Here is a 25,633-nt window from a genome sequence, read left to right on the forward strand (position 1 = left end):
AAGCGCGTCCTGTGACTGCGTCCAATGGCTCGCCGCCTGACGGGGCGAGCGTGCTCATTGGCCAGCCGTTCCACGGCTGGCGCGTGGCGTGGGCCGGATTCTGGGTGCTGTTCATCGTCTACGGCATCCAGTTCAGCTACGGCACCTTCGAGAGTGCCATCAGCTCCGACACCGGCTGGTCGGCGAGCTGGCTGCAACTCGCATATGCCTCGTACATCCTCGCGTACAGCGCCGTGAGCGCATGGAGTGGACAGCTCACCGACCGCTTCGGTCCGCGCCGAGTCATTGCCGGCGGTGCCGTGCTGCTTGCGGCGGGCTACTTGGTGCTGTCAGCGGCGGGCAGCCTCGCGATGGTGTTCATCGGCCTCGCCGTGATTGCACCGCTCGGGATGTCGTCATCGTGGGTGCCCGCGAACGCCACCGTCGTGCGCTGGTTCACCGAGCGGCGCGGATTGGCGACAGGCATCGTCGGCTCCGGGGGGAGCGCGGGCGGTATCGTTGCACCGCCGATCGCCGCGTGGCTCGTTGAGCAATACGGATGGCGGACCGCTATCGCCGTGATGGCGGTGACGGGCGGTGTACTCATGGCAGTCACCGCAACGGTGTTCGTGCGCGACCCAGAGTCGATCGGCCAGGAACCCGACGGGCCCGCGCCCGATCCTCGGGACCGCTCGCTCGGGCGATCACGAGTCGCGTCGAGGCCGGCGGGGTTCGACGTGGACGCAGCGGACGTCCGCGATCCGAAGACCGAGGACCCCGCCACCGCGTGGACTGCCCCGCAGGCTTGGCGCAACTCGGTGTTCTGGCGCATCTTCGGGATGTTTGCCCTGACGTTCGTGGTGGTGTTCGTGCCATTCGCGCATGGCATCCAGTACGCCCGGAGCCTCGGATTCTCACCGTTGTGGGCTGCGGGAGTCATCAGCTCCGTCGGCGTTGGCGGGCTCGTGGGCAGAATCGTGACCGGCCCGCTGTCCGACCACATCGACCGTCGCCGTGCCGTGATGCTGGCCCTGGCGGTGGAGACGCTGTCGTTCGTCGGCATCGCCGTCTCCGACGGGCTGGTGTTGCTGTACGCCTCGTCGATCGCCTTCGGCCTGTCCTATGGCGGGAGCGTGGCGGTCTTCCCGGCGCTGGTTGCCGACTATTTCGGGCGTACCCATGCCGGCGCGATCGTGGGACGTTTCTTCGCCACAGCGGGGTCGTTCGCGGCAGTGGGTCCGTACGTCGCGCAGCTGCTGCTCGGAGCCACTGGCGGCTACGGCTGGACGTTCTCCTTGGCGGCAGTGTCGAACGCCTGCGCACTGGGTTTGGCCTTCACGCTCCCGCGGCCAGTCTTGCTGCCCAAGCAGCCGGGCGGATAGGTCACGGCTCGGGGAACGACTGCCACGCACTCTTTGTGCAGATTTGCCGCCTGTGGCGGCATTCTTGCGCAGAGTCTGGGTCGTCGGGGCTGGCGGGCATCGTCAAAACATGAGTGCCCTCGTTCAGCGGGCAGCACTTTGGGCCGACGGGTAGCCTCCGCAGGGAGCCACGACGGCGGATCAGGGGGAATCGATGGCACTCGCAGACTTCAAGCTCGAGGACCGCTTCGACCGCGCCGAGGGCGATGTTGCTATGTCTGGCGTGCAGGCGCTGCTGCGTGTGCTGCTCGACCAGTTGCGCGCCGACCGCCGCGACGGTCTGAACAACGCCGCGATGGTCTCGGGTTACCGGGGTTCGCCGCTTGGCGGCATCGACAGCCTCATGCTCGGCAACGCAACCGAGTTGGCCGAGAACAACATCACGTTCCAGCCCGGCCTCAACGAGGATCTCGGTGCCACTGTGGTGTGGGGCAGCCAGCTCGCGAACCGCAACTTCGAAGGCCGCTACGACGGCGTGCTGGGCATGTGGTACGGGAAGGCGCCCGGCGTCGACCGGTCAGGTGACGCCATCAAGCATGCGAACGTCTGCGGCGTCGACCCCAAGGGCGGCGTGCTGCTCGTAGCGGGCGACGACCCGGCCTCCAAGTCCTCGACGCTGGCGTCAGAATCTGAGCCGGTGCTCATCCACTTCCAGACGCCGATCCTGTACCCCGGCTCAGTGCAGGAGGTCATCGACTACGGACGCTGGGGCTACGAGCTGTCCCGCTACTCGGGCTTCTGGTCGGCGTTGAAGATTGTCACCAATGTCGCTGACGGCTACTCGACCGTCGAGGTGGGCCCGGGAAGGGTGAGCGCCGTGCGTCCCGCCCTCGAATGGGACGGCAAGCCTTGGGCGCACACCCAGCAGGACGCCCTGTTCGGCCCGAATGCCGTGCGCATGGAGCTTGAGATCCATGAGGGCCGCATGGTCGCGGTCGACAAGTTCGTGGCGGAGAACAAGCTCAATCGCCAGACCGTCACCAGTCCCGACGCCAAGGTCGGCCTGATCGCGGCCGGGAAGACCTACTACGACCTGCGTGAGGCGCTCGACCGCATGGGTCTCAGCGAGGCAGAACTGTCTCGCCGTGGCGTCCGCATTTTCAAGCCGACGGTGGTATGGCCGCTGGAGCCCACCAGCTTGCGTGAGTTTGCACGTGGGCTCAACGTGATCGTCGTGGTCGAGGAGAAACGCTCGGTCATCGAGACGCTCGTGCGCGAGATCCTCTACGGCACCGCTTCCGCCCCCCGGGTGCTGGGCAAGCGCGACGCCGCCGACGGCTTCTGGTTCCCCGGTCACGGCGAGATGGACGCCGACCTCATCGCCCGCAAGATCCGCCCGTTCCTGGTCGACCGCCTCGGCAGCGACGGCATCGGCCCCGCCGTGCCCAAGCGCATCACGATCCCGCTGGCTGTCACCACGAAGGACGGTGCCAAAGCAGCGGGCCGCACGCCGGGCTTCTGCTCGGGCTGCCCGCACAACCGCTCGACCTGGGTGCCTGAGGGCTCCGAGGCCGGGGGCGGCATCGGCTGCCATGGCATGGCGGCGATGACTCCCACCCGCAACGTGCGCGGCACCACCCAGATGGGCGGCGAGGGCGTGCAGTGGGTCGGCGCAGCGCCGTTCGTGACGATGGATCACCGTTTCCAGAACATCGGCGACGGCACGTTCCACCACTCCGGCTCGCTGGCGGTCCGCCAGGCCATTGCGGCAGGCACCAACGTCACCTACAAGATCCTCTACAACGCAGCGGTCGCAATGACGGGTGGCCAAGACGTGGACGGCGGCATGGAGGTGCCGGAGCTGACCCGCTCGCTGCATGCCGAGGGTGCGGCCAAGGTGATGGTCGTCGCCGACGATCCCGACAAGTACCCAGCCGACGCACAGTTCGCACCCGACACTGACGTCTGGCACCGCGACCGGCTCGACGAGGCGCAGCGGCTGCTGCGTGACATCGAGGGCTGCACCGTGCTCATCTACGACCAGGTGTGCGCGGCCGAGCTCCGGCGTGACCGCAAGCGCGGCAAGGTGGCCGAGCCCAAGACACGGGTGTTCATCAACGAAGCCGTATGCGAGGGCTGCGGCGACTGCGGCGAGAAGTCGAGCTGCCTGAGCGTGCAGCCCGTCGAGACCGAGTTCGGTCGCAAGACGCAGATCCACCAGTCCTCGTGCAACAAGGACTTCACCTGCCTCGACGGCGACTGCCCGGCATTCATCGAGGTGGTGCCCGGGGGCAAGGTGCCCACGAAAGCAACAGCGGCCGTGGACGAGATCGGCCACGACCTGCCCGAGCCCGACCGGCTCGACGAGGGCAACATCTTGATGATGGGCATCGGCGGCACCGGCGTGGTGACCGTGAACCAGATGCTCGCCACAGCGGCGCTGCTCGACGGCAAGCAGGCCAACGGACTCGACCAGACCGGACTCGCCCAGAAAGGCGGCCCGGTGGTGTCGAACCTGAAGGTCCGCCGCCTCGGCAGCGCACCGGACGCCAATGGTCCCCACGGCAGTGATGGTGGCGAGGCCAACAAGGTCGGGACCGGCGAGGCCGACGCCTACATCGTGTTCGACCTGCTGTCGGGCACGAATCCGGTCAACCTCGAGAAGGCTCAGGCGGGCCGCACGGTGGCGCTGGTGTCGTCGTCGAAGGTGCCGACCAGCGCGATGGTGCGTGACACCTCCGCTGAGTTCCCTGAGTGGACGGCGTTCCAGCGCTCGATCGACGAGGCGACCACACCGGAGCGCAACATCTACTTCGACGCAGGCACGCTGTCGGACAACCTGTTCCGCTCGCACATGCCGGCCAACGTGCTGGTGCTCGGCGCCGCTTACCAGTCGGGCGTGGTGCCGATCAGCGCCGCGGCCATCGAGCGGGCCATCGAGCTCAACGGCGTCGCCGTCGAGATGAACACCCAGGCGTTCCGCATCGGCCGCAACATCGTGCTCGACCCGGACTTCATGGAGACGCTGCACGTGGAGCGTGTCGGCCGGGTGAAGCGAGAGACCGGTCGTTCCAAGCGGGAGCAGAAGCTCGTCGACACGGTGCCCGATCAGTCAGAAGAGCTGGCTCGGCTGCTGCGCATCCGCGTGCCCGACCTCGTTGCGTACCAGAGCGTCGACTATGCGGCGGCGTACGCGGAGTTTGTGGCCAAGGTGCGCGAGGCCGAGGCTGCTGCAGGTGACGAGACGGCCCTCAGCGAGGCCGTGGCGAGGTACCTGTACAAGCTGATGGCGTACAAGGACGAGTACGAGGTTGCTCGCCTGCACCGCAGCGAGGCGTTCCAGCAGGCAGTGCGTGACCAGTTCGGCGACAAGACCGAGGTCACCTACAAGCTGCACCCGCCGATCATGCGGCGCATGGGCGTCGACAAGAAGATCGGCCTTGGCCGGTCGGGTGATGTCGCATTTGCGTTGCTGGCCCGGATGAAGGGCTTGCGGGGCGGCGCGCTGGACATCTTCGGCAAGACCGCTCATCGCCGCATGGAGCGGGAGCTGATCGACGAGTACCGCGGGATGATCTCCCGGGCGCTCGACACGCTGGCGAGCGGCGATGATGCTGCCTACGCCCGGGCCGTCGAGATCGCCGAATTGCCGGACATGATCCGCGGCTACGAGGACATCAAAGAGGCCAACGTCGAGAGCTTCCGGGCTCGCGCCGCCGAACTCGGCGCCTGAGCGGATCCCTCGCCGGGATCTGTCAGACCGATGTCAGCGAATCGACCGGAGGGGCACTCGCCGAGCGCTCCGGCGTGGTGCGTTGTCGACTTCCCCGAGGTGACCGTCTATTCCATGGTCTTCTCGAAGGGTCCGGACAATGACGACACGCTGGCCGAATTGCAGTCGGCGCTGACCGAGGGCGACCATCGGCCCGATCACGTTGAGCGGGCCCGCATCGTGAACTTCACCGACGAGGGTGACGATGCGGCGGAAGCCCAGGGCGATGTCGAGACAGTGTTCATGGCGTACTGGGTGAATCCCGATGCGTACGAGCGCTGGCGGCAGGGCTGCGATGTGCTTGAACGAGCTTGGGTCTATTGCGAGACAGCCGTCATTCCGGCAGAGCGCTGGGAGACCATTGCCGGGACCAAGCGGCCGCTGCCGGGGGTGCGGAACCTGACCTCGGTGGACATCACCGAGCTGCACGACTACTGGGGCGCTGCGCGGGACCGCATGGCGGCCAGCGCTGATGATCCCTTCGAGTCGGCTCCCGGCTCGCCGCTGCCGGCCAACTTGTGTCTCATCCGCTCAGGTCAGAAGTGGGACGACTGCCCCGACGACGAGCGAGATCTGTACTTCACCGACATCGAGCCGAAGCTGCGGGCCGGTATCGACTTCCTGGCGCGCAACCCCGATACCGGCTGCATCTCCAGCCGGTTCTTGCGGGAGCAGACCATCGACGGCGACGATCTGGAGTCCACGAGCTTCGTGGGCTGGTTCGAAGACCTGGCGTCGCTTGAGGCGTGGTCCCGGTCGCACTCCACGCACCTGGCCATCTTCCACTCGTTCCTCTCGACGGTTCAGATTCTGGGACGCCCGCCCAAGCTCCGGCTCTGGCACGAGGTTTCGGTGCTGCCTGACGGTGGGGTCGAGCTGATGCGACCCGAGCTGTCGCCACTGGCCGAGCTGGTCAGCTGAACAACCTGGGCTGCTACTGCGTCACTCCAGCCACCAGATCCACGAGGTGCCTTCGTGGGGTGGCGCCGCAAGGAAGCGGCGAAGAGCCTCGATGACGTTGTTGGGATAGGCGGGCGAGCCGCGGAAGTACCTCGCTCGACTCGTGATGATGATGCCGCAGTGGTCCTCGCCTGAGGCGACGATCAGGGCAGCCAGCCTGGCGAAGTCGCCGCTGTTCTCGGTGACCATGACCCGACCGCTCTCGGTGGCGTACTCGAGCAGCGAGGCGTCCGGACGGCCACGAAGCGAGCTGTCTGCTGCGACGGCGAAGGCGTCCCAGCGTTCGGCACGCAACACTTCGGCGACCCTCGGTGAGTGCATTTCGTCGATGAGCAGGCGCACGCTCATAGGTAGTCAGGTCGTGAACTGGTCAGGTCGCGAGAAGTTCCCGCTGACGCCTCCACGCTGCCTCCATCTCCTCGGCCTGGCGCAGCCGTTCGGCGATGTCCGCGTCGATCTCGTCCGTGTAGTCGGCGTAGTACGCGAGCGCGGCGTCGACCTGCGCCAGGCTCAGATTCATCAACTCTGCCGCTCGGGTGCGACGCTGTCCGGTCGGCACGTCCCCGCCGACCATTGCGTCGATGACATGGACTACCTGGGGACCGCCGACGAGCGCCGGATAGCGCCCGGTGGAATAGTCTCGGAATTCGATCAGTGGATGTGCATCCATGCGCAGTCCCTCGTCGATCAGGCGCTCCGCGAGCGTAGAGATGGAGACCCGCTGACGGCGAGCGGTTTTCTTGAGCCGCTCGTACAGCGGGTGGTCCGAGAATCTGATCGACACCACCGGCATGGCGACAGCGTAGTTAGATGTCGTCATGTGGGCGTTTGCTCGACGACGCATACGCTGCCCGACGGTGGGGTCGAGCTGATGCGACCCGAGCTGTCGCCGCTCGCTGCTCTGTCCAGCTGAACCAGCTGAGCTCACGACGCAGCAGCGGGGCACGGCTGCGTCGGGCTCCCTAGGCTTTCGCACCGATGGCTGCAGACGGCCCGATGGCATCGGGCGTGCCGGACCCGCTCGACGGTCTCGACATCGCCCCATCAATTCTGGAACTGGTGGGCCGAACTCCGATGGTCCGGTTCGGTCGGGTCGCGCCGCACATCATGACGCCGGTCGTGGCGAAACTCGAGACCACGAATCCCGGCGGATCGGTCAAGGACCGTGCGGCGATCGCGATGATCGACGCGGCCGAGGCCGACGGGCAATTGCGACCCGGCGACGTGATTGTTGAGCCGACCTCCGGGAACACCGGCGTGGGACTGGCTGTCGTCGCGGCCCAGCGTGGCTATCGCTGCGTGTTCGTCTGCACAGACAAGGTGGCGCCCGAGAAGGTGGCGCTGCTGCGGGCCTACGGCGCCGAGGTCGTGGTATGTCCGGTCGCCCTTGCGCCGGAGGATCCTCGTTCGTACTACTCCACTGCGGCGAGGTTGCGATCCGAGACGCCCAGGGCCTTCTCGCCCGACCAGTACTCCAACCAGAACAATCCCCGCGCCCACTACGAGACCACCGGACCCGAGATCTGGGATCAGACCGGCGGGCGGGTCACCCACTTCGTGGCCGGCGCCGGCACGGGTGGCACCGTCAGCGGCGTGGGGCGTTACCTCAAGGAACAGAATCCGGCGATCGAGGTCGTCGTGGCCGACCCGCCAGAGTCCGTCTACGCCGGCGGCGACGGCAGCAGCTATCTGGTCGAGGGCATCGGCGAGGACTTCTGGCCGACCACCTACGACGCCAGCATCGTCGACCGGGTGATTCCCGTCACTGACGCCGAGTCATTTGCCATGGCGCGCCACGTCACCCGCACCGAAGGTTTGCTCATCGGCGGCTCCGGAGGCACCGCGATCACTGGCGCTGTACGGGTTGCCGCCGAGCTGGACGCGGCGGGCCGGGCGGCGGATTCCCTCGTAGTGACCCTCATTCCCGATTCCGGTCGCGGCTATCTCAGCCGGGTCTTCGACGATGAATGGCTGGCGGAACGGGGACTGCCGGTTGACGGCACGCTGCCCGCGTCCGGCGGCGATTGCAAGGAGCCTGGGTAGTGCTGGGCGGCGATCCCCAGCTGTCTGGCTTCGAGGATCCAGACGACTTCGGTTTCGAGACGCGCGCCATTCGAGCCGGCCAGCCTCATGACCCCTACACCGGAGCGGTGGTCACGCCCATCTCGCTGGCAACCACCTTTGCCCAGGAGGCCGTCGGGCAGCCCCGCCACGGTTACGAGTACGGCCGCACCGGCAACCCCACACGCCACGCCTATCAGGTATGCGTGGCGTCCCTGGAAGGCGCCCGCCACGGGTTTGCGTTTGCGAGCGGGCTGGCGGCATCGGACGCCCTGCTGCGAGTCCTGCGCCCCGGGGACAGCCTGCTGCTCGGCGACGATGCCTACGGAGGCACCCTCCGGCTCATCGACAAGGTGTTCGGCAACGCTGGCGTCACTTTCGCTGCCGCCGATCTCACCGCTTCCGACAAGATCCGAGATGCTTGGACGCCCCAGACGCGCATGGTGTGGCTGGAGACGCCGACCAATCCGCTGCTCACCGTGTTCGACATTGAGGCCATCAGCGCGATCACCCACGACCTGGGCGGCGTCGTCGTGGTGGACAACACGTTCGCCACGCCCTACCTGCAACAGCCCCTGGCCCTCGGTGCGGACGCGGTGGTGCACTCAGCAACCAAATACCTCGGCGGCCATAGCGACGTCGTGGGCGGTTTCGTGGCCACCAACGACGACGCCATGGCCGAACACCTCGTGTTCACTCAGAACGCGGTTGGGGCCGTGCCGAGCCCCTTTGACTGCTACCTGACGCTGCGAGGCGTCAAGACGCTCGGGGTGCGAATGGACCGTCACTGCGCGAGCGCAGAGGCAGTGGTCGACCTGCTCGCCGGGCACCCGGCGGTGCGGTCCGTGTTGTATCCGGGTCTCGTCGACCACACCGGCCATGACATCGCGAGCCGGCAGATGAGCGGCTTTGGCGGCATGGTGTCGTTCCGGATGCACGGCGGCCGGGCTGCCGCAGAGCAGGTCGCGGCCGCGACCAAGGTGTTCACGCTTGCCGAATCGCTGGGCGCGGTGGAGTCGTTGATCGAGCATCCCGGTGCAATGACTCATGCATCCGCCGCGGGCTCGGCACTCGAAGTGCCTGACGACCTCGTACGCCTGTCCGTCGGTCTCGAGACCATCTCGGACTTGTTGGACGACCTCGGCGCAGCCCTCGACGTCGCGTCGAACGTTGCCGCCTGAGCAGGCGGGTCTGCAGACGCTCCAGCCCCGGGTCAGAACCCCGTGGGGGCAGGGGTGCCCGTGCTTCAAACAGATGCCGCGCTTGGTGCTTGGGCTGGGTGGGCTTGGGGCGCCGCATAACTGCGCGCGGTCGTCCCTGCCCCCACGCACCCCTCGTTTGGGCGTTGCAGAGCTACGGCCTGGAGTCTGGGGGCGGGGGGCCACTGTGGGGTCGGTTGCTCGCGTCACTGCCGGCTGGGGGGCCACTGCGGGGTCGGTTGCTCACACCACTGCCAGCAGCAGGGTCGCTGGGGGCTGCGGTGCTCGATCCGCCAGCAGCGGGGTCGCCGCGAGTCTCGGCTTTCGATCCGCCTGGAGCGGGGTCGTGGCGGGCTGCGGTGCTCGATCCGCCTGGAGCGGGGTCGCCGCGAGTCTCGGTCTTCGATCCGCCAGCAGCAGGGTCGGGACAGGGTTGGTTGCTCGGTCCGTGTGCTGGGGGTTGGGGGCGGGGTTCGGTGGTCCATCTGTTGGGGGCGGGTCCTCGGCGCAGTCGTCGGTTGTTGTTGTGGAGGTTGTGGTGGCATGTCGCGTGTCAAGGTTCTTGAGACAGGTCATTGTCAGGGTTGTTGTCGGATGGGGGGGTTCGTGCGCGCAGGAACGTGGATAGGGCACTGATGCCGGCGGCGTTGACGGCCTTGACCCGGTACACGTAGCGCGTCGACGCGGTCACGTCGGTGTCGGTGAACACGGTGCCGGCTGTGGCGGTGTCGGGGGCGATGATGTCGAAACGGCCTACCTCATAGACATCGCGCAGTCGTCGCAGGATCTGGTAGCCGGTGATCGAGGTGTCGCCGGGGTCGTCCCACGCGATCGTGATCGCGTCATGGGCTTCCGATGTGACCCGAAGCCCTGTGGGCCGCGCCGGGATTCCTGCAGGTTGGTCCGCGGCCGCGGCAGCGCCGGCACAGCAGCGACTGTTGTGGTTGCGGCGAGTAGGAAGGCAGCGAGGAAGCGGCGGCGGGGCGTGCGCATGGTCGGTCCTCGCATTCCCACCGGCATACCCTTTTGCTGACTCGCACGGCAGAGCCTATATGAATCTCATAGATATATGTGTGATGTTGATACCCGGGAACAGCGCAGGCACACACCCCGGCCAGCACTGCCCCCCAACGCGGCCATCGGTCCCGCCAGCGACGGCTCGGTCGGGGATAGCTTGCCGCCGTGACCCAATCTGAAGAAGACCTCGCGCCCTCCGACACCGAGGTCAGGCAGTTCGAGCAGCAGCGGTGGCAGCGGCCGCCGGGTGCGACCGAGATCCTGCTGGTGCGCCATGGCGCATCCCAAGCGTTCATCCCGGGCGAGCCGTTCCCCATGCTGGGCACCCAGGGCAACCCGGCGCTGGCTCCCCAGGGGCACGAGCAGGCGGCGGCGGTCGCCCGCCGGCTGGCCTCAGAGCCGATCGACGCGCTCTTTGTGTCGTCGCTACAGCGCACGCAGCAGACCTTCGAGCCCCTTGCCGAGCGACTGGGCCTGACCCCGGCGATCGAGCCCGACCTGCGTGAGGTAGCGCTGGGCGAGTGGGACGGCGGGAGGATCCGCCAGTTCGCCGCAGAGAATCATCCGCTGTACGTGCGACTGCACACCGAGCGCCGCTGGGACGTCATTCCCGGGGCAGAATCCAACGAGCAGCTCATCGGCCGCTGCATGGGTGCCCTCGGACGCATCGCCGACGCGCACCCCGACGAGCTAGTGGCTGCCTGCGTGCACGGAGGAGTCATCGGGGCCGTGCTGGCGCACATTGTCGGGTCCACGCCGTTCTCGTTCGGCGGTTCCGACAACTGCTCGATCACCCAGGTTGTGCGCTGCGACGACGACTGGGTGCTTCGCCGTTTCAATGACTGCTCACACCTCGACGACAACCTTCACCACGGCTGAGCGCTTGGGAAGCGCGCTTCGGTTTGGCCGCGACGGCGATCCGCCGGCCGCCCTCAGCTGTCGGCGAGAAAGGCGCCCAGCGCCGCAGTCAGCAGCGCTGGGTCTTCGCTGCCGCCGAGTTCTCGGGCCGAATGCATCGACAGCTGCGGCGAACCCACGTCCACGACGCTCATGCCCAGCCGGGAGGCCGTGATCGGCCCGATAGTGGAGCCGCAGGGCAGGTCGCCGCGGTGGGAATAGGACTGGTGCGGCACGCCAGCAGCGTTGCACGCCGACACGAAGCGGGCACTGGTCTCCGCATCGGTGGCGTAGCGAACGTTGACGTTGGACTTGATGACCGGTCCGCCGTTCAGCACCGGCAGGTGCCCGGGCTCGTGGCGCTCGGGATAGTTCGGATGCACGGCGTGGGCTCCGTCTGCTGACACGCACAACGAGCGAGCCACCGCCCGCAGGTACTGCTCGCGATCGGCGCCGAGGCACTGAGCGATGCGCTCGAGTGCGTCAGCCAGAATCGGGCTGCCGGCTCCGGTGGCAGAGTCGCTGCCGATCTCCTCATGGTCGAACAGCACGACGACCGCAGTGGTGTCGTCAGGCGGATCGTCGAGCCCGGCCAAGGCCTCGACCGCAGCGTGACACGACGCCAGGTTGTCGATGCGAGCGGCTGCGTACATCTCGCCGTCGCGCCCGAGCCGAGCAGGCGGGCAGAGGTCGTGCGCCATGACATCCCACGCCAGCACTGCGTCGGGCTCGACGTCGAGCTCACCGGCGAGGAACTGCCGGAACCCCTCAGGACTCGGCTGCCCGAGTCCCCACATGGGGTTCATGTGCTGCTGGCGGTCCAGCTTGAGGCCATCGTTCACCTCTCGATCGAGGTGAATGGCGAGCTGTGCGACACGCAGCAGCGGCCTGTCGCACCGCCACAGCACTGTCGCTGGGCCGTCGGCCGTCCCGTCCTGCACGACGACCCGGCCCGACAGGCCGAGGTCGCGGTCCAGCCATGAGTTGAGCAGCACACCTCCGTAGACCTCCACGCCGAGCTGGCGGTAGCCGTGAGTGCCGGTGTCCGGTTGCGGGCGCAGGCGCAGGTTGGGGCTGTCGGTGTGAGCGCCGATCACGCTGAAGTGCAGCCGGTCCGGATCGACACGAGCACCGGCTCGCGCAGCGACCGAGCTGCCGCCATCGCGAACAGCGAAACCGCGCGCTGCGTCGAGCCCGCTCCACCCCTCGCTGCGTTCGGTCTCAGCGAAGCCTGCGGCGGTCAGCCGCTCGACTGCTGTCGCAGCTGCGTGGTACGGCGACGGCGATGCCTCGATGAACTCGAATAGCTGGTCGAGCATGTGGGCTCTAGGCGTCGGCGTACGCCGTGATCACGTCACGGCTGAAGTCGTCGAACTTGGTACGTGACATCGGGTAGGTGACAAGGCGGGTGATTCCGGCTGCGGCCGCCCGCTCGATGTACTCCGGCGTTGCAGGCCCCTGTGTCATGAAGTCGATCTGCTCAGGGTCGCGTCCAACCCGCTCGGCACATCGCTTCGCATGCTCATACAGCGCCGTCATCTCGTCGAAATCGCCGGACACCGGGAAGAAGCCGTCGCCGTACTCGCCAGCCCTGCGAGCGGCCCGCTTGCTGTCGCCGCCGACGACGATCGGCACCGATCCCGTCGGCTGCGGACGGCAGTACACGCGGTCGAACGAGACATGCTCGCCCTCGTACGAGCACACCTCGTCGTGCCACAACGACCGGTATGCCGCCAGGTACTCGTCGGTGATGTCGCCACGGTCGTCGAAGGAGACACCCAGTGCATCGAATTCTTCGGCCAGCCAGCCGGCGCCGATCCCGAGCATCACCCGACCGCCCGAGAGGCGGTCCAGCGTGGCGATCGCTTTGGCGGTCACCACCGGATTCCGCTGGGGGACGATGAGAATCCCGGTGCCCAGCTTGATCTCGGACGTGGCCGCGGCGGCGAAGGCCATCCAGATGAGCGGGTCGGGGATGTCGATGTCGTCCCGCTTGCCAGGCATCTTGCCGTCTTCGGAATACGGGTACGGCGACGCATAACCCTCGGGCACCACCACGTGCTCCACTGTCCACAGCGACTCGAAACCGGCCGCCTCTGCAGCTTGCGCGTATGCGATCGCGCCCCCGCCCTCGACCTGCGGCCCAGTATTGGCAAGCGTCATTCCGAACTTCACTGCACACCCCTCTCGGTCTCTCCCTAGGTCGTAGTCTGCCCTTATGCGACGTATTTCCGGTCTGTGCCTTGCATTTGCACTCGTGGCTGCATGCGGCAGCTCCGACGATGAACCGCCCGCCACGGCCGCAGAGGCACCCGCGACCACTGCGGTGCCTTCGACCACGACGGAGGCGCCGGTCGTCACCACAACCACGGCGGCACCTGTCGTGACCACGACGGAAGCTCCGGTCGTCACTACGACGACCGCGGCACCCATCGTCACCACCACCACGGCAGCGGCAGTAGAGGAGCCCGAAGCCCCTGAGGCGCCGGCGACGCCTGCTGCCGTCGAAGGCACGCTGCTTGAGGGCTCGACGCCCGAAGGCTTCGAGAATCTCCAGAGCTCCACCACCACTCCCAGGGCAGAGACCTGTGCCGGAATAGCGATATTCGGCGAGATCGAGCCGGTCGCGTATTCCGCAGCCGTGTGGGCTCGCGATCTGTTGACCGGTCCGTTCCTCGACGTCTGGATCGCACGGTTCGAATCGCCCGAGGTGGCCTCCGAAGCCCTCAGCGTCCACGGCGCCGGATTGATCGAATGCGGAGAGTTCACCGAAGCCGAGACCGGCGCGGTCGGTTCGTTCAGCTTCGGCGAGGATCCCGCACTCGGTGACGAGTCGTTCGGTGTGGACTACGACGCCATCGTCTCGGGGTTGCCCGTCACTCGCTACGGCACCGTAGTGCGCATCGGCGACTCCATCTACAGCGCGGGCCTCGCAGCATTGTTCGTAGAACCGGACATCGCCGCCGTGCTGGCTTCGCTCAACGCCATCCTCGGCCTCTGAGGAAGCTGCTCGCTCGAGGCCAGCCGGCTTGAACGGCAATGCATGCGCGCACGCTTCAGCCGACGCGCATGACGTGCGACGGGTCCGGCGCATGTAACCCGAGACCGTACTGTTCAGGCATGCGACGCATCTTGGCTCTGCTGGCAGTTTTCGCCTTAGTCGGAGCTGCTTGCAGCGACGCCGACTCCGATCTGTCCCCAGAGGCGACAGCTGCTCCGACCACCTCCGCTGACACCGACGCGGGCGCAGTGGCAACCAGCCAAGCGCCGGCCGCCACCGAGGTGCCGGCCGCAACCACTGAAGCGCCGGCCGCCACAACGACCGAGGCGCCACCGGCTGAGCCAGCGGCCGGTGACCTGGTATCAGCCGAGCCCATTGACGCCGACGACCTTGACGGCTGGCGCATCACGTACCTGTCGACCGGTGTGGGCGGCGATCTCGTCGAGGTCAGCGGACTCGTCTTCGCCCCTGCGGGAATAGCAGCCGGCTCGCCGATTGTCACGTGGGCACACGGCACAACCGGTGTGGCTGACGTGTGCGCGCCGTCGGCGACGCATCCCGCCGAATCCGGAATCCCGATGGCGATCGCCTCCGCTGGCCACATCGTGGCGGCGACGGACTACGAGGGCCTCGGCACGCCGGGAACCCATCCCTATCTGGTCGGCGAGAGCGAAGCCCGCAGCACCATCGACATCGTGCGGGCGGTCCGCCAGATGGACCTCGGCGCCAGCGATCGCTACGTCGTCTGGGGCCTCTCCCAGGGCGGCCACGCCGCGTTGTGGACAGGGCAGATAGCGCCCTCGTACGCACCTGAACTGGATCTCGCCGGAGTGGTTGCCGCCGCCCCCGCTGCCGACATCGGCGGCTTGATGGACACGGTCGGCACCACTGCGCAGGGATTCGCTGTCATGGCCGCGTTCGCCGTGGCGGCCGCGTATGACGATGTCAATCTTGAGGACTACTTCTCTGCTGCGGCCATCGACCAGATGGCAGTCATCGAGCAGGGCTGCACTGGCGAAGTCTTTGGGGCCTTCTTCGAATTCGAGGCTGATGCGATGCGCAACCCCAGCGGCTGGGACGGTATCAATCCGATCGGCCCGCTGGCTGAGGCGCTTGCTGCCAACCAGGCCGGCGGGGTGCCCATCGTCGATTCGCCGGTGCTGTTCGTGCAGGGCTGGGCCGACAGCATCGTGGCACCCGAGTTGGTTCGTGCTCTGCACGGCGCCTACTGCTCACAGGGCACCCACGCCACCCTTGAGGTGTATCCCAACGGCGGACACGTCGACACCACGCTCACGTTCCTGGAGGAGACGCTTGGCTGGGTTGGTGATCGGCTCGCCGGCACCGACGTACCGGGAGGCTGCGATTACGTCGACCCGGATCTCGCGGAGATCGATGCGGCCTTGGCAACACCCGCTGCCGTGGAGGGCACATTGCTCGAAGGCTCAACGCCTGAGGGTCTCGACACGCTGCTGAGCGAAACCACCATGCCGGTGGCAGAGACCTGTCCCGGCACTGCGATTTTCGGCGGGGTAGAGCCGGTCGCGTTCTCCGCCGCGACGTGGGTCCGAGACCCGACGACGGGACCCTTCCTCGACGTCTGGGCTGCCCGCTTCGACTCGGCCGAGGTGGCCGCCCAGGCCATCAAGGACTATGACGCCGAGCTGATCGCGTGCGGGGAGTTCGTCGAGCCGCGCACGACAGCGCTAGGGGCGTTCAGCCCCGGCGACACGCCGGACTTGGGCGACGAGTCCTACGGCCACGACTACGCCGGAATTGTCGCGGGCTTCCCGGTCAACCGCTACAGCGTCACAGCACGTGTCGGCGACACGATCTACCACGCAGGATTTGCGGTCCTGTTCGTAGATCCGGACGTCGCCGCCGTGCTGGGGGCCATTAACGCCATCCTCGGCGTCTGAATGGACTATTCGTTGTAGCTGTGCCAACGCTGAACTACAACGCAGAACGGTTGCGCGGGGACGTCTTCGGCGGTCTCACCGCGGCGGTAGTCATGCTGCCGCTGTCGCTGGCCTTCGGTGTCGCATCGGGTCTCGGCGCCATCGCAGGCCTTTTACGGCGCCATCGCGGTCGGCTTGCTGTCGGCGTTGTTCGGCGGCTCCAGAACGCAGATCTCCGGACCCACCGCGCCGCTGTCAGTGGCCATGTCGGTGGTAGTTGTCAACTACGCGGGCGGTGAGATCAGCCGAGCGCTTGCCATCGTGGTGATCGCCGGGCTTGTGCAGGTCTTGCTGGGCGTACTGCGCCTTGGCAGCTTCGTGTCCTACACGCCCTATCCGGTTGTGTCGGGCTTTACCTCCGCGATCGGGTTGATCATCGTCGCAGTGCAACTGCTGCCGTTGCTGGGTAGCGAGGTCGTGCCCGGCGGAGTGGTGGCCTCCGTCCGCGCTCTGCCTGATGCCATAGGCCACATCGGAGCTGGGGCCGTGGCGCTCGGCGCTCTCACCATTGGCGTATGCGTGTTCTGGCCGCAAGGCCTGCGCCGGTTTCTGCCACCGTGGTCGCAGCGCTGCTCGTCGGCACGCTGTTCAGCGTGCTGTGGATCGATGACGTGGCGATCGTCGGCCATGTGCCCTCGGGGCTGCCTGACATAGCGCTGCCCGAGTTCGCCTGGGGCGATCTGGGTGGTGCTGTGGCGCCGGCGGTGACGCTCGCGCTGCTCGGCTCTGTCAACAGCCTGTTGACGGCGATGGTCGCCGACTCGATGACACGCGACCAGCATCGTCCGAATCGTGAGCTGATCGTCGTGGGTGCGGCCAATGTCGTTGCGGCGTTCATCGGAGCCGTACCAGGCGCTGGTGCCACCTCTGGCACGGTTGCGAATGTCAAGGCCGGCGGTCGGTCGCGCCTGTCGGGTGTGCTCTGTGCACTGGTGCTGTTGGCTCTGGTGCTGGGCCTGGGGCGCTACGCGGAGGTCATTCCGCATCCTGTGCTGGCCGGAATCCTCATCAAGATCGGCTTCGACATCATCGACTGGAAGTACCTGACGCAGGTACGACGGGCGCAGTTGGACCAGTACGGAGTGATGGCGCTGACGTTGGGCCTGTCGGTTGTGGCCGACCTCGATGCTGCGGACCCATTCGCAGCGCGCACGGGCCTGCTGTCGCTGCGGGGCATCTACACCGCAGCATCTTCTATCAAGCTGTTCAACACGATCAATGCCGATGTGGCCGAGCACGAGGTGGTGATCTTCGACTTCACCGACACGCGCTACATGGATGACAGCGCGGCCTACATGGTCGGTCAGCTCGTCGATGTCGCTTTGGACTCGGGCGCGAAGTGCATCGTGATGGGTATCAAGGGATCACAGGCAACGAGCATCAAGGAATTGAACGTGCTTCGCGGGGTTCCAGCGGATCACTTCGTCGCCGACCTCGATGAGGCCCGAGTGATCGCCCATCGACTCCTCGGCGGCTAGCGCTGGGCGCGGGCTTTGGATCTGGCCTTTGCGGCACGCCGGGCGGCCACGCTGGCTCGATGTGCAATGGTGCGCTCGATATAGGGCGCGATGTCCGGGGTCTTGCAGCCGGTCTCGCCGTGATCGACGAGCACCGGACCGATCCGGCTGTCCAGGTCGATGACGTAGCGGCGCAGATTCTCATCGCGCAATGCGATGGCGATGAGAACACCGTTCATCTCATGACGAACCCGGTTGGGTCGTTTTGAGATCTCGGATTCGATCTGAACCACCAGATCCCGTAACTCGCCGGCTGACCACACGTCGGACTGCTCGGCTGTGCAGGCCACGATGAACCAGCCGACCGAGGCGGGCCACTCCTGGGGCGAGTCGCGCCATTCGTCGCTGAGTTCCCGAGCGTGCGGTGATTGTGCAAGCAGCCCACCCAGCGCCTCGGCCAGGATGTAGTTGTCGACGTCTCGCAGCCAGCGACGCGCCCTCGTCTTGGTCATCTCCGCGGCGTCGGCGATGCGCAGTGCCAGCACGCGGGCGTCGTGGTTGCCGGTCTCCCACAGCTCGGCTGCCAGCGAGTGGTCCTTCATCAATGGCTTGCCGATGCGGCCCAATTCGGAGTAGCTGACGCCGAACATGGGCTCGGCGGCGCCATGGCGCGCATAGACCTTGCGGTTCTGCGCAGTGCCGGCGAGCTGCAACCGGGCCATCACATCTTGCAGCGTTGACATTTGTTCATGCCCCTCAGGAACCGTCGCTCGACCCAACGGCCGTCCGCAAGCTACTGCTGCCTGCATCCGGCCGCACCTGCGCAACTCCTAGGGTTCAGGGTCGTGCGAAGGCTGGGCGTTCGACGCGGCGGGCAGCCGATTGCAACCGTCGTGTTCGCGAGCGCTTCGGTCGTGGTCTTCGCCCTGACTCACAACTTGGCCCGGATCGTGCCGTTCGCACGAGGCTCTCTGCGATTCTCCGCTCTCGACGGTTACGGCCTTGTGGGGCCGTACGTAGCTGAGTTGGGGGAATGGTGGCGGATCGTCACCGGCACGTTCCTGCATGCCGACTTGCGGCACCTGCTGTTCAACATGCTGGTGCTGTACCTGCTGGGCCGGCGGCTCGAACGCTTCACTGGCGCGGCTCTGCTGGCCGGCACCTACGTCGTGTCGCTCATCGGCGGCTCGGCAGGTGCGCTGTTGCTTCGACCCGACGCGTTCGTGGTCGGGGCATCCGGCGCGGTGTACGGCCTGATGGGTGCCGCGTACGTGGTGGAGTACCTGCGCGGCGGCAATCCGTGGCGGGACGGGTTGGGCAGCCTCATCATCGTCAACGTGGTCATCTCGTTCCTCATTCCCGGCATCTCCATCGGCGGTCACCTGGGCGGACTTGTGGCCGGCGTTCTCGCCGGCCTGGCGATCGGCGACACCAGCCGGCGCCGAGGTCCGCCGACGCTGGCCGAACGGCTCTCGGGGGAGATCGTCGACATGCCGCTGCGCCGTTCGCCCTATGTCGTGTGGGGTTTGCTGACGGCGATCGGGACAGCATCATTCATGGGGGCACTGGTGGCCGCGGGCACTTGGCGCAATCCGCTCTTCTAGCGACGCCTCAACGCCTTCGCCCGCTCAGGGAACGACGTCACCCGGCATCTGATCGGACTCCCGGTTGATAACGATCGCTGCAACTACGGCCACGATGCCTGCCAACTCACGCGCGCTCGGCACCTGCGACAGCCACACCAGCCCGATCAAGGTTGCAGCGACGGGAAGCAAAGCCTGCAGCAGGGCGAACCGTGCACGCGCCAGTCGTTGCATCACGAGCTGGTCGATGCCGTAGGGGATCACATTCGACAGCACCCCCGCCGCAACGCCGCCTGCCAGCAGGAGCGGAGCGCTCAATGCCGAGCCGAGGTCGCCGACACCTGCTGGGCTGATCACCACGGCACCGATCAGCATGCCCACGCCGAGGCCGTCGACCGCCATGCCTGAACGCGCAACCCGGTGCCCCAGCACGATGTATCCGGCCCACAGCGCCCCTGCGATCAGTGAGAACAGCGCCCCCAGCTGCGCCTCTGGCGCCGCGAAACCCGCCAGAGTCACAACGCCAGCAACGGCTAGCACCAGCGCCGACGTTGATCGGGCAGTCCTGGTGCCGATGACCGCGACAGCGATCGGCCCGATGAACTCGATGGCCACCGAATTCCCCAGCGGGCCGCGGGCGATGGCGAGGTAGAAGAACAGATTCATCGACGCCAGTGCCACTCCGAATGCAGCGGTCCAGGCCAGCTCGATGCGTGACCAGTGCCGTCGCCACGATCGGCGCAACACCACCAGGACGGCGCCTGCGCCCGCGACGCGCAGCAGCGCAACCGTCATGGGCGACAGCTCGTCGAACAATTCGACAGCCGTCGCTGCACCGAGATACTGCGACACCGCGCCGACGGCGAACAGCGCCTCAGGCGAGACTCTGCGGGCCCGTGAGCGGCCGCCCCCGGTGCCAGTCACGCCGTATGGCTAGCAGGCTCTCTCGACCGACCGGCGGCTGAAGTGCGCCCGGCTTGATGTCCCCTCACATCTGCGCATTATTTGTGCGGTAGGTCCGATACATGTTCGTGAATTTGCATCAATTTCAGATGCAAATTGGTCCGATTGCGACCGAGCAGTGACATAGGGTCAGATGTGACGCATCCAGCTTGGTGGCCCATGTCGGCGCGAGTACACGGTGCCGACGGCTATCCGACTGAGTGCGCCATGCGTACAAGGCCGCTGGTGCAGGTGTGCCGGGCCAACTCAATGGGGAGGAATGCACATGCAACGAAAGCTATTGACCATATTGGCTCTGCTGTTCTCGATGGCGCTCATCGCGGCAGCGTGCGGTGAAGACCGACCTGAGCAAGGCGCGCTTGGCATCGTCGAAGTTGAGGAAGGCGACGCAATCCAGATCCGGTCGCTCGAGGCCATCACCGGCGACGTCGCGTTCTTCGGCTTGCCGATCGAACGCTCGACGGTCTTGGCAATCGAGGACTACGGCCAGATCCACGGCTTCGACGTGGACCTAGGAACGACGCTCGACGACCTGTGCTCCAACGACGGCGGCCAGGCGGCGGCGCAGACAATCGTCGCTGACGAAGATGTCCTCGGCGTGATCGGCACCTCCTGCTCGGGTGCGGCGGTCGCTGCAGCACCGCTCATCACTGAGGCCGGCATGGTCCTGATCTCGGGTGGCAACACCTCGCCTGCCCTGACCTCGGACTTGTTGGGCACTGCGGGCGAGAACTACAACGTCGGCTACTACCGGACGGCCCACAACGACCTGTTCCAGGGTGCCGCCATGGCGAAGTTCGTCTACGGCGAACTCGGGCTCACCACGGCTGCCGCAATCCATGATGGCGACCCGTACACCCAAGGCCTCGCGCAGGCGTTTGCTGACGCGTTCGAGGCAGAGGGCGGCACGGTGACTGGGTTCACGGCGGTCAACAAGGATGACACCGACATGGTGCCGGTCTTGACCGAGATTGCCGCCGGGAGTCCCGAGGCACTGTTCTTCCCGATCTTCCAGCCGGCCGGCGACTTCATCGCCGACCAGGCACCGGGAGTCTCGGGTCTCGAGAACACCGTCCTGCTCGCGGCTGACGGCCTGCTGAACACGAACTACCTGGCGCTGCCGCAGACCGCGGGAATGTACTTCTCGGGCCCGGACACGCGCTTTGGTGACAACGTGAATCAGAGCACGGGCAAGACCGCCAACGACTTCCTCGCCACGTACGAGGCGCGGTGGGGTGAGAAGCCGGCGGCTCCGTTCTGGGCGCATGGCTACGACGCCACCACGCTGTTGCTGGACGCGATCACGGCGGCCTCGTTCCTCGACGGCGACACACTGGTCATCGACCGCCAAGGCATTCGCGACCACCTGAACAGCGTCACGGGTTACAACGGCCTGATCGGCACGATCAACTGCGACGAGTTCGGTGATTGCGGCGCTGCCCGCATCACGGTCGTCCAGAACCTTGGCGGCGAGGACAACGTAGAAGCCAGCATGGAGAACGTCATGTTCTCCTTCGCTCCCTGAGCCGGATGGGCGAGGTACTAGCCCAAACACGTCCGGCCCTCTAAGGTCAATTCGGTGTTAGAAGAAGGGGCGCCCCCAAGTGGGGCGCCCCGTCGCCGGACTTCCCGGTTCAGCCTGAGAACGCCGCGTACCAAGGTCGACTGGTTCCTCACCGTCATCCGTGTGGGGGTGCTGGCGGTTCTCCTCGTCGGCTTCCTGGCGTTCATCGCCCAGGAGATCAATCCCGACAACCCGTTCGCCCGCTGGGCCAACCCCGACGCCACCGGACTGACCGGACCGCAATTCCGGGGTCTGGTGGTATCGGGTGTTGCGCAAGGATCGATGTACGGCCTGATAGCCCTCGGCTACTCGATGGTCTACGGCGTGCTGGGCTTCATCAACTTCGCCCACGGCGAGGTGTTCATGGTCGGCGCGATGACCGGCATGATCACGTCGAACAAGCTTGCTGACGCGGGTCTGTGGGAGTCCAACTTCATCGGCTCACTGGTGTTCATCGTCATCGTGTCGATCATCGTGTCCACGCTCACGGCGGTGGTCATGGAGCGCGTCGCATACCGGCCGCTGCGCGGCTCACCCCGGTTGATCCCGCTCATCACGTCCATCGGCGTGTCGTTCTTCCTCCAGAACGCCTCAGTGGTCCTGCTGGGCCCCGCCAGCAAGTCCTACCCCGATGTGCCGGATTGGGTGAAGGCCAAGCACACCTTCTTGCAGGTCGAGGGCGGAAAGATTCTCGTGGTGGTCGTCGCGGCCCTGTCGATGTCGGCCCTGTGGTACTACGTCGATCGCACCAAGACCGGCAAGGCGATGCGGGCCGTGGCCGAGGACGCCGAGATAGCGGCGCTCATGGGCATCAACGTCAACCGCACCATCGTCAAGGTGTTCGCAGTGGGCGGAGCGATGGCGGGGATGGCCGGGATCCTGTGGGGGATCCTGTTCCGCAGCGTCATTCACACCACCGGCTTCCTGCCCGGCATCAAGGCATTCAGTGCTGCGGTGGTCGGCGGGATCGGGCATCTGGGCGGCGCGATGGCCGGCGGGCTCTCGATCGGAGTGGCCGAATCTGTGGGGCCGCTGTTGATTCTGGAACCGCTGGGCGTCAGCGGCGTTTCCCAGCTGCGTGACGCCGTGGCGTTCTCGATGCTCATCATCGTGCTGCTGGTGCGGCCAGCAGGCTTGTTCGGCGAGCGTCTGCCAGGGGAGGACCGAGCGTGAGCGCACTGACGGCCCCCGATGCGGCGACTCCCGATGCGACCGCGGCCTCCGCGGCGGCGCCTCCCCGCCCTGCTTTCGCGCAGGACTGGCGTCGCATCGGACGGATGGGTGCTGTGGCTGTCCTCGGGCAGTTCTTCATCTCGCTGTCCAACATGCCGGTGCGACTCGACGGCAGGACGATCATCGAGGGCTTGTTGAGCCTCGGCTATCTCACGCTGGTCATCGTGCCGTTCGCAGTCGGAACTCGTGTCGGTCATCAAGTCCGTCGAGAGGGCGTTCCCTATCACGCAGCCGGCGCGCACGAAGTCGTCGGCGGCGCTGTCATTGGCGCGCTCGCGGGCGGCGGCCTGTCGCTGCTTGCGATCCTGATTGCCAACTTCGACATACGCGAACCGCTCGTGAATTGGAGCCCGATCTTGGCCGATCTGCTGGCCTTCGGCCGGGGCACGGCATTCGCCGTCGTGATCTGGCTGGTCATCGGCGCAGCGATCGGCGCGACGGGCGGGCTCCTGCGGGTCCTGCCTGGCGTTGCCCGGCGGGTCCTGTGGACGATGGTGCTCGCCGTCTTCGGGGCAGCGGTGCTCGAGGCGCTGGTCGAGGACCTGGCCGAGGGCATGCACATCGACTCGGTGACGGACTGGTTCTACGCATCCAGAGGTGGCCTGACCGTCACGGGAGCGGTGGTCCTCGCTGCGGGATCCGGGGTTCTCGCGTTCGTCGGGCGCGGCCGGGTGCGCCGGGCACGAGCTCGTGTCGAGCTGCTCGAAGGCGCGGCACGCAGCAAGGCGAACCTCGTGCTGATTCTGGCAACCGCTGCGGTGCTGATCGTCCTGCCGATGTTTGCCGGCAAGCTCACCAACGAGTTGCTGGCCAACGTGGGGCTCTTCGTGCTCCTGGCGCTGGGGCTCAACATCGTGGTCGGACTCGCGGGAATCCTGGACCTCGGCTACGTGGCGTTCTTCGCTGTCGGCAGCTACAGCGCCGCAGTGCTGACCGCGGCGACATCGCCCAGGATCCACCCTGAGCTGCCGTGGTTCGTGGCCCTCATCGGCGTTGTTGTCCTGACGGGCCTGGTCGGGTTGTTCATCGGGGCGCCGGTCATCCGCATGCGCGGCGACTACCTCGCCATCGTGACGCTGGGTTTCGGCGAGATCATCCGCCTGCTGTTCCTGTCGGACTGGCTGTCGGGATGGTTCGGAGGCTCGCAGGGAATCACCAACATCCCCGGGGCACAGATCTTCGGACTGGCCGAAGTGTCGGGCACCGATCCCCGCAGCGTGTTCTACCTCGTGCTCGCGTTCTGTGCGATCGCGATCTACGTGTCGTGGCGCCTGGAGCGCTCGCGCATCGGGCGGGCGTGGATGGCCGTGCGCGAGGACGAGACCGTGGCTGAGGCCATGGGCATCAACACGGTCAACGTCAAGCTGCTGGCATTCGTGGTGGGCGCGGTGCTCGGTTCGTTCAGCGGAGCGATCTTCTCCGCCAAGGTGGGCTCGGTCTTTCCCGCCAGCTTCCTGATCCTCGTTTCCATCGTCATCTTGGTGGTGGTGATCTTCGGCGGGATGGGCAACATCGTCGGCGTCATCGCCGGCTCGGCCGTCCTCATCGGTGTGCTCGGCGGGCCTAAGCAGCCCGGGCTTCTCGCCGAATTCTCCGAATTCAAGCTCTTGATCTATGGCGCCTTGCTCGTATGGATGATGTTGGCGCGGCCCGAGGGCCTCATCCCGAGCGTGCGCCGCACCCGAGAGTTGCATCAAGAAGAGATGGCCCAGGACGCCTGGCTCCGAGGCCAGACAGAAGACGACGACCACGGCAACGGGGCTGACGCCAGTCGACCGGCAGGGGAGTCTGCGTGAGCGCGGCGACACAAACCGATGCCCCGGCGACCGAACCGATCCTCGAGACGCGAGGGCTCAGCGTGGATTTCGGCGGCCTCAAGGCGCTCGCGGGATTGGACCTGGCTGTGTACCCGGGCGAGATCGTCTCGGTCATCGGACCGAACGGCGCAGGCAAGACCACGCTGTTCAACGCGATCAGTGCCACTGTGCCGGCCTCAGAGGGCGACATCCTGTTCGAGGGGCAGTCGCTGATCGGGCTGGATCCCAACCGCGTCACGTCGCGCGGCATCGCCAGGACGTTCCAGAACGTGCGGCTGTTCGCCAACATGACGGTGCTCGAGAACGTCATGGTCTCCCAGCACTGCCGGACCAGCCAGAACGTTGTGGGAGCGCTGCTGTGGACGAAGGCCTTTCGTCGCGAGGAGGAAGAGATTCGCCGGCGCGGCGAAGAGGTGCTGTCGTTCTTCGGCCATCGACTCGTGGGCTACCGCTTCCACCAGCCTGCCTTCACCCTGTCGTATGCCAACCGTCGCCGCCTAGAGATCGCCCGTGCGATGGCCACGCAACCCAAGCTGATCCTGCTTGACGAGCCCGTGGCGGGTATGAACCCCACTGAGTCGGCCGAGCTCACCGGCCTGATCGGGCGACTGCGTGATGAGTGGGGGTACGCGATCGTTGTGATCGAGCACGACATGGAAGTGGTTCGGGAAGTCTCCGACCGTGTCATCGTGCTTGACCACGGAGAGAAGATCGCCGAGGGCGACTACGCCGACGTGTCGGTTGATCCACAAGTCATTGAGGCCTACCTGGGCCATGGCGCGGCGGCCTCATGAGCAGGTCGCGCTCCGCG

Annotated in this window: 22 protein-coding genes and 1 pseudogene; 16 read left to right on the plus strand and 7 right to left on the minus strand. The window is 66.5% G+C overall.

The genetic code is table 11. The annotated features are described in order from the left end of the window. Nucleotides 1-11 precede the first annotated feature (11 nt). The 3 genes from ACPXYO_RS06835 to ACPXYO_RS06845 all read left to right on the plus strand — a co-directional run bounded on the left by ACPXYO_RS06835 (nt 12) and on the right by ACPXYO_RS06845 (nt 6,033). Nucleotides 12-1,361, plus strand: coding sequence for an MFS transporter (locus ACPXYO_RS06835; RefSeq protein ID WP_423918076.1), 1,350 nt, complete (start codon nt 12-14; stop codon nt 1,359-1,361). Nucleotides 1,362-1,554: 193 nt separating this feature from the next. Then, nucleotides 1,555-5,073, plus strand: coding sequence for an indolepyruvate ferredoxin oxidoreductase family protein (locus ACPXYO_RS06840; protein WP_423918079.1), 3,519 nt, complete (start codon nt 1,555-1,557; stop codon nt 5,071-5,073). A gap of 30 nt (nt 5,074-5,103) precedes the next feature. Further along, nucleotides 5,104-6,033 carry a phenylacetaldoxime dehydratase family protein gene (locus tag ACPXYO_RS06845; protein ID WP_423918082.1) on the plus strand — a complete coding sequence of 310 codons (930 nt, stop codon included), beginning with the start codon at nt 5,104-5,106 and terminating at the stop codon, nt 6,031-6,033. 21 nt (nt 6,034-6,054) lie between these two features. On the opposite strand, the gene ACPXYO_RS06850 is transcribed toward ACPXYO_RS06845, so the two are convergent. Further along, nucleotides 6,055-6,420: a DUF5615 family PIN-like protein gene (locus ACPXYO_RS06850; RefSeq protein WP_423918085.1), complete on the minus strand. Its 366-nt coding sequence runs from the start codon at nt 6,418-6,420 to the stop codon at nt 6,055-6,057. A 22-nt stretch (nt 6,421-6,442) separates the two neighbouring features. Continuing rightward, nucleotides 6,443-6,865, minus strand: coding sequence for a CopG family transcriptional regulator (locus ACPXYO_RS06855; protein WP_423918087.1), 423 nt, complete (start codon nt 6,863-6,865; stop codon nt 6,443-6,445). 185 nt (nt 6,866-7,050) lie between these two features. On the opposite strand from ACPXYO_RS06855, the gene ACPXYO_RS06860 reads away from it, so the two are divergent. Further along, nucleotides 7,051-8,115, plus strand: coding sequence for a PLP-dependent cysteine synthase family protein (locus ACPXYO_RS06860; protein WP_423918090.1), 1,065 nt, complete (start codon nt 7,051-7,053; stop codon nt 8,113-8,115). Next, nucleotides 8,115-9,314 carry a cystathionine gamma-synthase gene (locus ACPXYO_RS06865; protein WP_423918092.1) on the plus strand — a complete coding sequence of 400 codons (1,200 nt, stop codon included), beginning with the start codon at nt 8,115-8,117 and terminating at the stop codon, nt 9,312-9,314. The genes ACPXYO_RS06860 and ACPXYO_RS06865 overlap by 1 nt, the downstream gene beginning before the upstream one ends. A gap of 571 nt (nt 9,315-9,885) precedes the next feature. On the opposite strand, the gene ACPXYO_RS06870 is transcribed toward ACPXYO_RS06865, so the two are convergent. Continuing rightward, nucleotides 9,886-10,377 carry a fibronectin type III domain-containing protein gene (locus tag ACPXYO_RS06870; RefSeq protein WP_423918722.1) on the minus strand — a complete coding sequence of 164 codons (492 nt, stop codon included), beginning with the start codon at nt 10,375-10,377 and terminating at the stop codon, nt 9,886-9,888. Between the two features lie 137 nt (nt 10,378-10,514). Here ACPXYO_RS06870 and ACPXYO_RS06875 point away from each other — a divergent pair, with 137 nt between their 5' ends. Further along, a complete protein-coding gene (locus ACPXYO_RS06875) occupies nt 10,515-11,228 on the plus strand; it encodes a histidine phosphatase family protein (protein ID WP_423918095.1) in 714 nt (237 codons plus the stop codon). A gap of 53 nt (nt 11,229-11,281) precedes the next feature. On the opposite strand, the gene ACPXYO_RS06880 is transcribed toward ACPXYO_RS06875, so the two are convergent. Both ACPXYO_RS06880 and ACPXYO_RS06885 read right to left on the minus strand, forming a co-directional pair. Then, complete coding sequence (locus tag ACPXYO_RS06880; protein ID WP_423918098.1) at nt 11,282-12,565, minus strand: M18 family aminopeptidase; 1,284 nt, start codon at nt 12,563-12,565, stop codon at nt 11,282-11,284. 7 nt (nt 12,566-12,572) lie between these two features. Then, the gene (locus ACPXYO_RS06885; protein ID WP_423918101.1) at nt 12,573-13,421 is read right to left on the minus strand and encodes an LLM class F420-dependent oxidoreductase; all 849 of its coding nucleotides are present in this window, start codon (nt 13,419-13,421) and stop codon (nt 12,573-12,575) included. 43 nt (nt 13,422-13,464) lie between these two features. On the opposite strand from ACPXYO_RS06885, the gene ACPXYO_RS06890 reads away from it, so the two are divergent. The 5 genes and pseudogenes from ACPXYO_RS06890 to ACPXYO_RS06910 all read left to right on the plus strand — a co-directional run bounded on the left by ACPXYO_RS06890 (nt 13,465) and on the right by ACPXYO_RS06910 (nt 17,683). Then, the gene (locus ACPXYO_RS06890; RefSeq protein ID WP_423918104.1) at nt 13,465-14,247 is read left to right on the plus strand and encodes a hypothetical protein; all 783 of its coding nucleotides are present in this window, start codon (nt 13,465-13,467) and stop codon (nt 14,245-14,247) included. 119 nt (nt 14,248-14,366) lie between these two features. Continuing rightward, complete coding sequence (locus ACPXYO_RS06895; protein WP_423918106.1) at nt 14,367-16,166, plus strand: lipase family protein; 1,800 nt, start codon at nt 14,367-14,369, stop codon at nt 16,164-16,166. Between the two features lie 92 nt (nt 16,167-16,258). Then, nucleotides 16,259-16,444, plus strand: coding sequence for a hypothetical protein (locus ACPXYO_RS06900; protein ID WP_423918725.1), 186 nt, complete (start codon nt 16,259-16,261; stop codon nt 16,442-16,444). Next, nucleotides 16,371-17,224 (plus strand): annotated as a pseudogene (locus tag ACPXYO_RS06905) (SulP family inorganic anion transporter); the annotation flags it as partial. The gene ACPXYO_RS06900 and the pseudogene ACPXYO_RS06905, both read left to right, overlap by 74 nt. A gap of 66 nt (nt 17,225-17,290) precedes the next feature. Next, on the plus strand, nt 17,291-17,683 hold the full coding sequence (locus ACPXYO_RS06910; RefSeq protein ID WP_423918728.1) for an STAS domain-containing protein: 393 nt from the start codon (nt 17,291-17,293) through the stop codon (nt 17,681-17,683). Here ACPXYO_RS06910 and ACPXYO_RS06915 read toward each other — a convergent pair. Then, a complete protein-coding gene (locus ACPXYO_RS06915; RefSeq protein ID WP_423918108.1) occupies nt 17,680-18,405 on the minus strand; it encodes a DNA alkylation repair protein in 726 nt (241 codons plus the stop codon). The two genes, ACPXYO_RS06910 and ACPXYO_RS06915, sit on opposite strands and share 4 nt — an antisense overlap. 102 nt (nt 18,406-18,507) lie before the next feature. Here ACPXYO_RS06915 and ACPXYO_RS06920 point away from each other — a divergent pair, with 102 nt between their 5' ends. Continuing rightward, complete coding sequence (locus tag ACPXYO_RS06920) at nt 18,508-19,266, plus strand: rhomboid family intramembrane serine protease (protein ID WP_423918111.1); 759 nt, start codon at nt 18,508-18,510, stop codon at nt 19,264-19,266. Between the two features lie 24 nt (nt 19,267-19,290). Here the strand turns inward: ACPXYO_RS06920 and ACPXYO_RS06925 are convergent, their stop codons facing one another. Next, nucleotides 19,291-20,169: an EamA family transporter gene (locus ACPXYO_RS06925; RefSeq protein WP_423918114.1), complete on the minus strand. Its 879-nt coding sequence runs from the start codon at nt 20,167-20,169 to the stop codon at nt 19,291-19,293. 304 nt (nt 20,170-20,473) lie between these two features. Here ACPXYO_RS06925 and ACPXYO_RS06930 point away from each other — a divergent pair, with 304 nt between their 5' ends. The 4 genes from ACPXYO_RS06930 to ACPXYO_RS06945 are packed head-to-tail and all read left to right on the plus strand — an operon-like array spanning nt 20,474 to nt 25,616. Next, nucleotides 20,474-21,733 (plus strand): branched-chain amino acid ABC transporter substrate-binding protein, encoded by a 1,260-nt coding sequence (locus ACPXYO_RS06930; protein WP_423918117.1) that lies wholly within the window; start codon nt 20,474-20,476, stop codon nt 21,731-21,733. Between the two features lie 54 nt (nt 21,734-21,787). Continuing rightward, nucleotides 21,788-22,945, plus strand: a complete 1,158-nt coding sequence (locus ACPXYO_RS06935) for a branched-chain amino acid ABC transporter permease (RefSeq protein WP_423918120.1) — start codon at nt 21,788-21,790, stop codon at nt 22,943-22,945. Further along, a complete protein-coding gene (locus tag ACPXYO_RS06940) occupies nt 22,942-24,801 on the plus strand; it encodes a branched-chain amino acid ABC transporter permease (protein ID WP_423918123.1) in 1,860 nt (619 codons plus the stop codon). Before ACPXYO_RS06935 ends, ACPXYO_RS06940 begins: the two co-directional genes overlap by 4 nt. Then, a complete protein-coding gene (locus ACPXYO_RS06945) occupies nt 24,798-25,616 on the plus strand; it encodes an ABC transporter ATP-binding protein (RefSeq protein ID WP_423918126.1) in 819 nt (272 codons plus the stop codon). The genes ACPXYO_RS06940 and ACPXYO_RS06945 overlap by 4 nt, the downstream gene beginning before the upstream one ends. The last annotated feature ends 17 nt before the right edge of the window (nt 25,617-25,633 follow it).

Source organism: Candidatus Poriferisodalis sp. (assembly GCF_965237655.1).
In the GTDB taxonomy this organism is placed as follows: Bacteria; Actinomycetota; Acidimicrobiia; order Acidimicrobiales; family Poriferisodalaceae; genus Poriferisodalis.

Excerpts from the sequence above, each read along its gene's own strand:
- ACPXYO_RS06840 (WP_423918079.1), top strand. The coding sequence starts at position 1,555 with ATGGCACTCGCAGACTTCAAGCTCGAGGACCGCTTCGACCGCGCCGAG.
- ACPXYO_RS06845 (WP_423918082.1), top strand. The coding sequence starts at position 5,104 with ATGTCAGCGAATCGACCGGAGGGGCACTCGCCGAGCGCTCCGGCGTGG.
- ACPXYO_RS06850 (WP_423918085.1), bottom strand. The coding sequence starts at position 6,420 with ATGAGCGTGCGCCTGCTCATCGACGAAATGCACTCACCGAGGGTCGCC.
- ACPXYO_RS06855 (WP_423918087.1), bottom strand. The coding sequence starts at position 6,865 with ATGCCGGTGGTGTCGATCAGATTCTCGGACCACCCGCTGTACGAGCGG.
- ACPXYO_RS06860 (WP_423918090.1), top strand. The coding sequence starts at position 7,051 with ATGGCTGCAGACGGCCCGATGGCATCGGGCGTGCCGGACCCGCTCGAC.
- ACPXYO_RS06880 (WP_423918098.1), bottom strand. The coding sequence starts at position 12,565 with ATGCTCGACCAGCTATTCGAGTTCATCGAGGCATCGCCGTCGCCGTAC.
- ACPXYO_RS06890 (WP_423918104.1), top strand. The coding sequence starts at position 13,465 with ATGCGACGTATTTCCGGTCTGTGCCTTGCATTTGCACTCGTGGCTGCA.
- ACPXYO_RS06895 (WP_423918106.1), top strand. The coding sequence starts at position 14,367 with ATGCGACGCATCTTGGCTCTGCTGGCAGTTTTCGCCTTAGTCGGAGCT.
- ACPXYO_RS06900 (WP_423918725.1), top strand. The coding sequence starts at position 16,259 with ATGCTGCCGCTGTCGCTGGCCTTCGGTGTCGCATCGGGTCTCGGCGCC.
- ACPXYO_RS06910 (WP_423918728.1), top strand. The coding sequence starts at position 17,291 with ATGGCGCTGACGTTGGGCCTGTCGGTTGTGGCCGACCTCGATGCTGCG.
- ACPXYO_RS06915 (WP_423918108.1), bottom strand. The coding sequence starts at position 18,405 with ATGTCAACGCTGCAAGATGTGATGGCCCGGTTGCAGCTCGCCGGCACT.
- ACPXYO_RS06930 (WP_423918117.1), top strand. The coding sequence starts at position 20,474 with ATGCAACGAAAGCTATTGACCATATTGGCTCTGCTGTTCTCGATGGCG.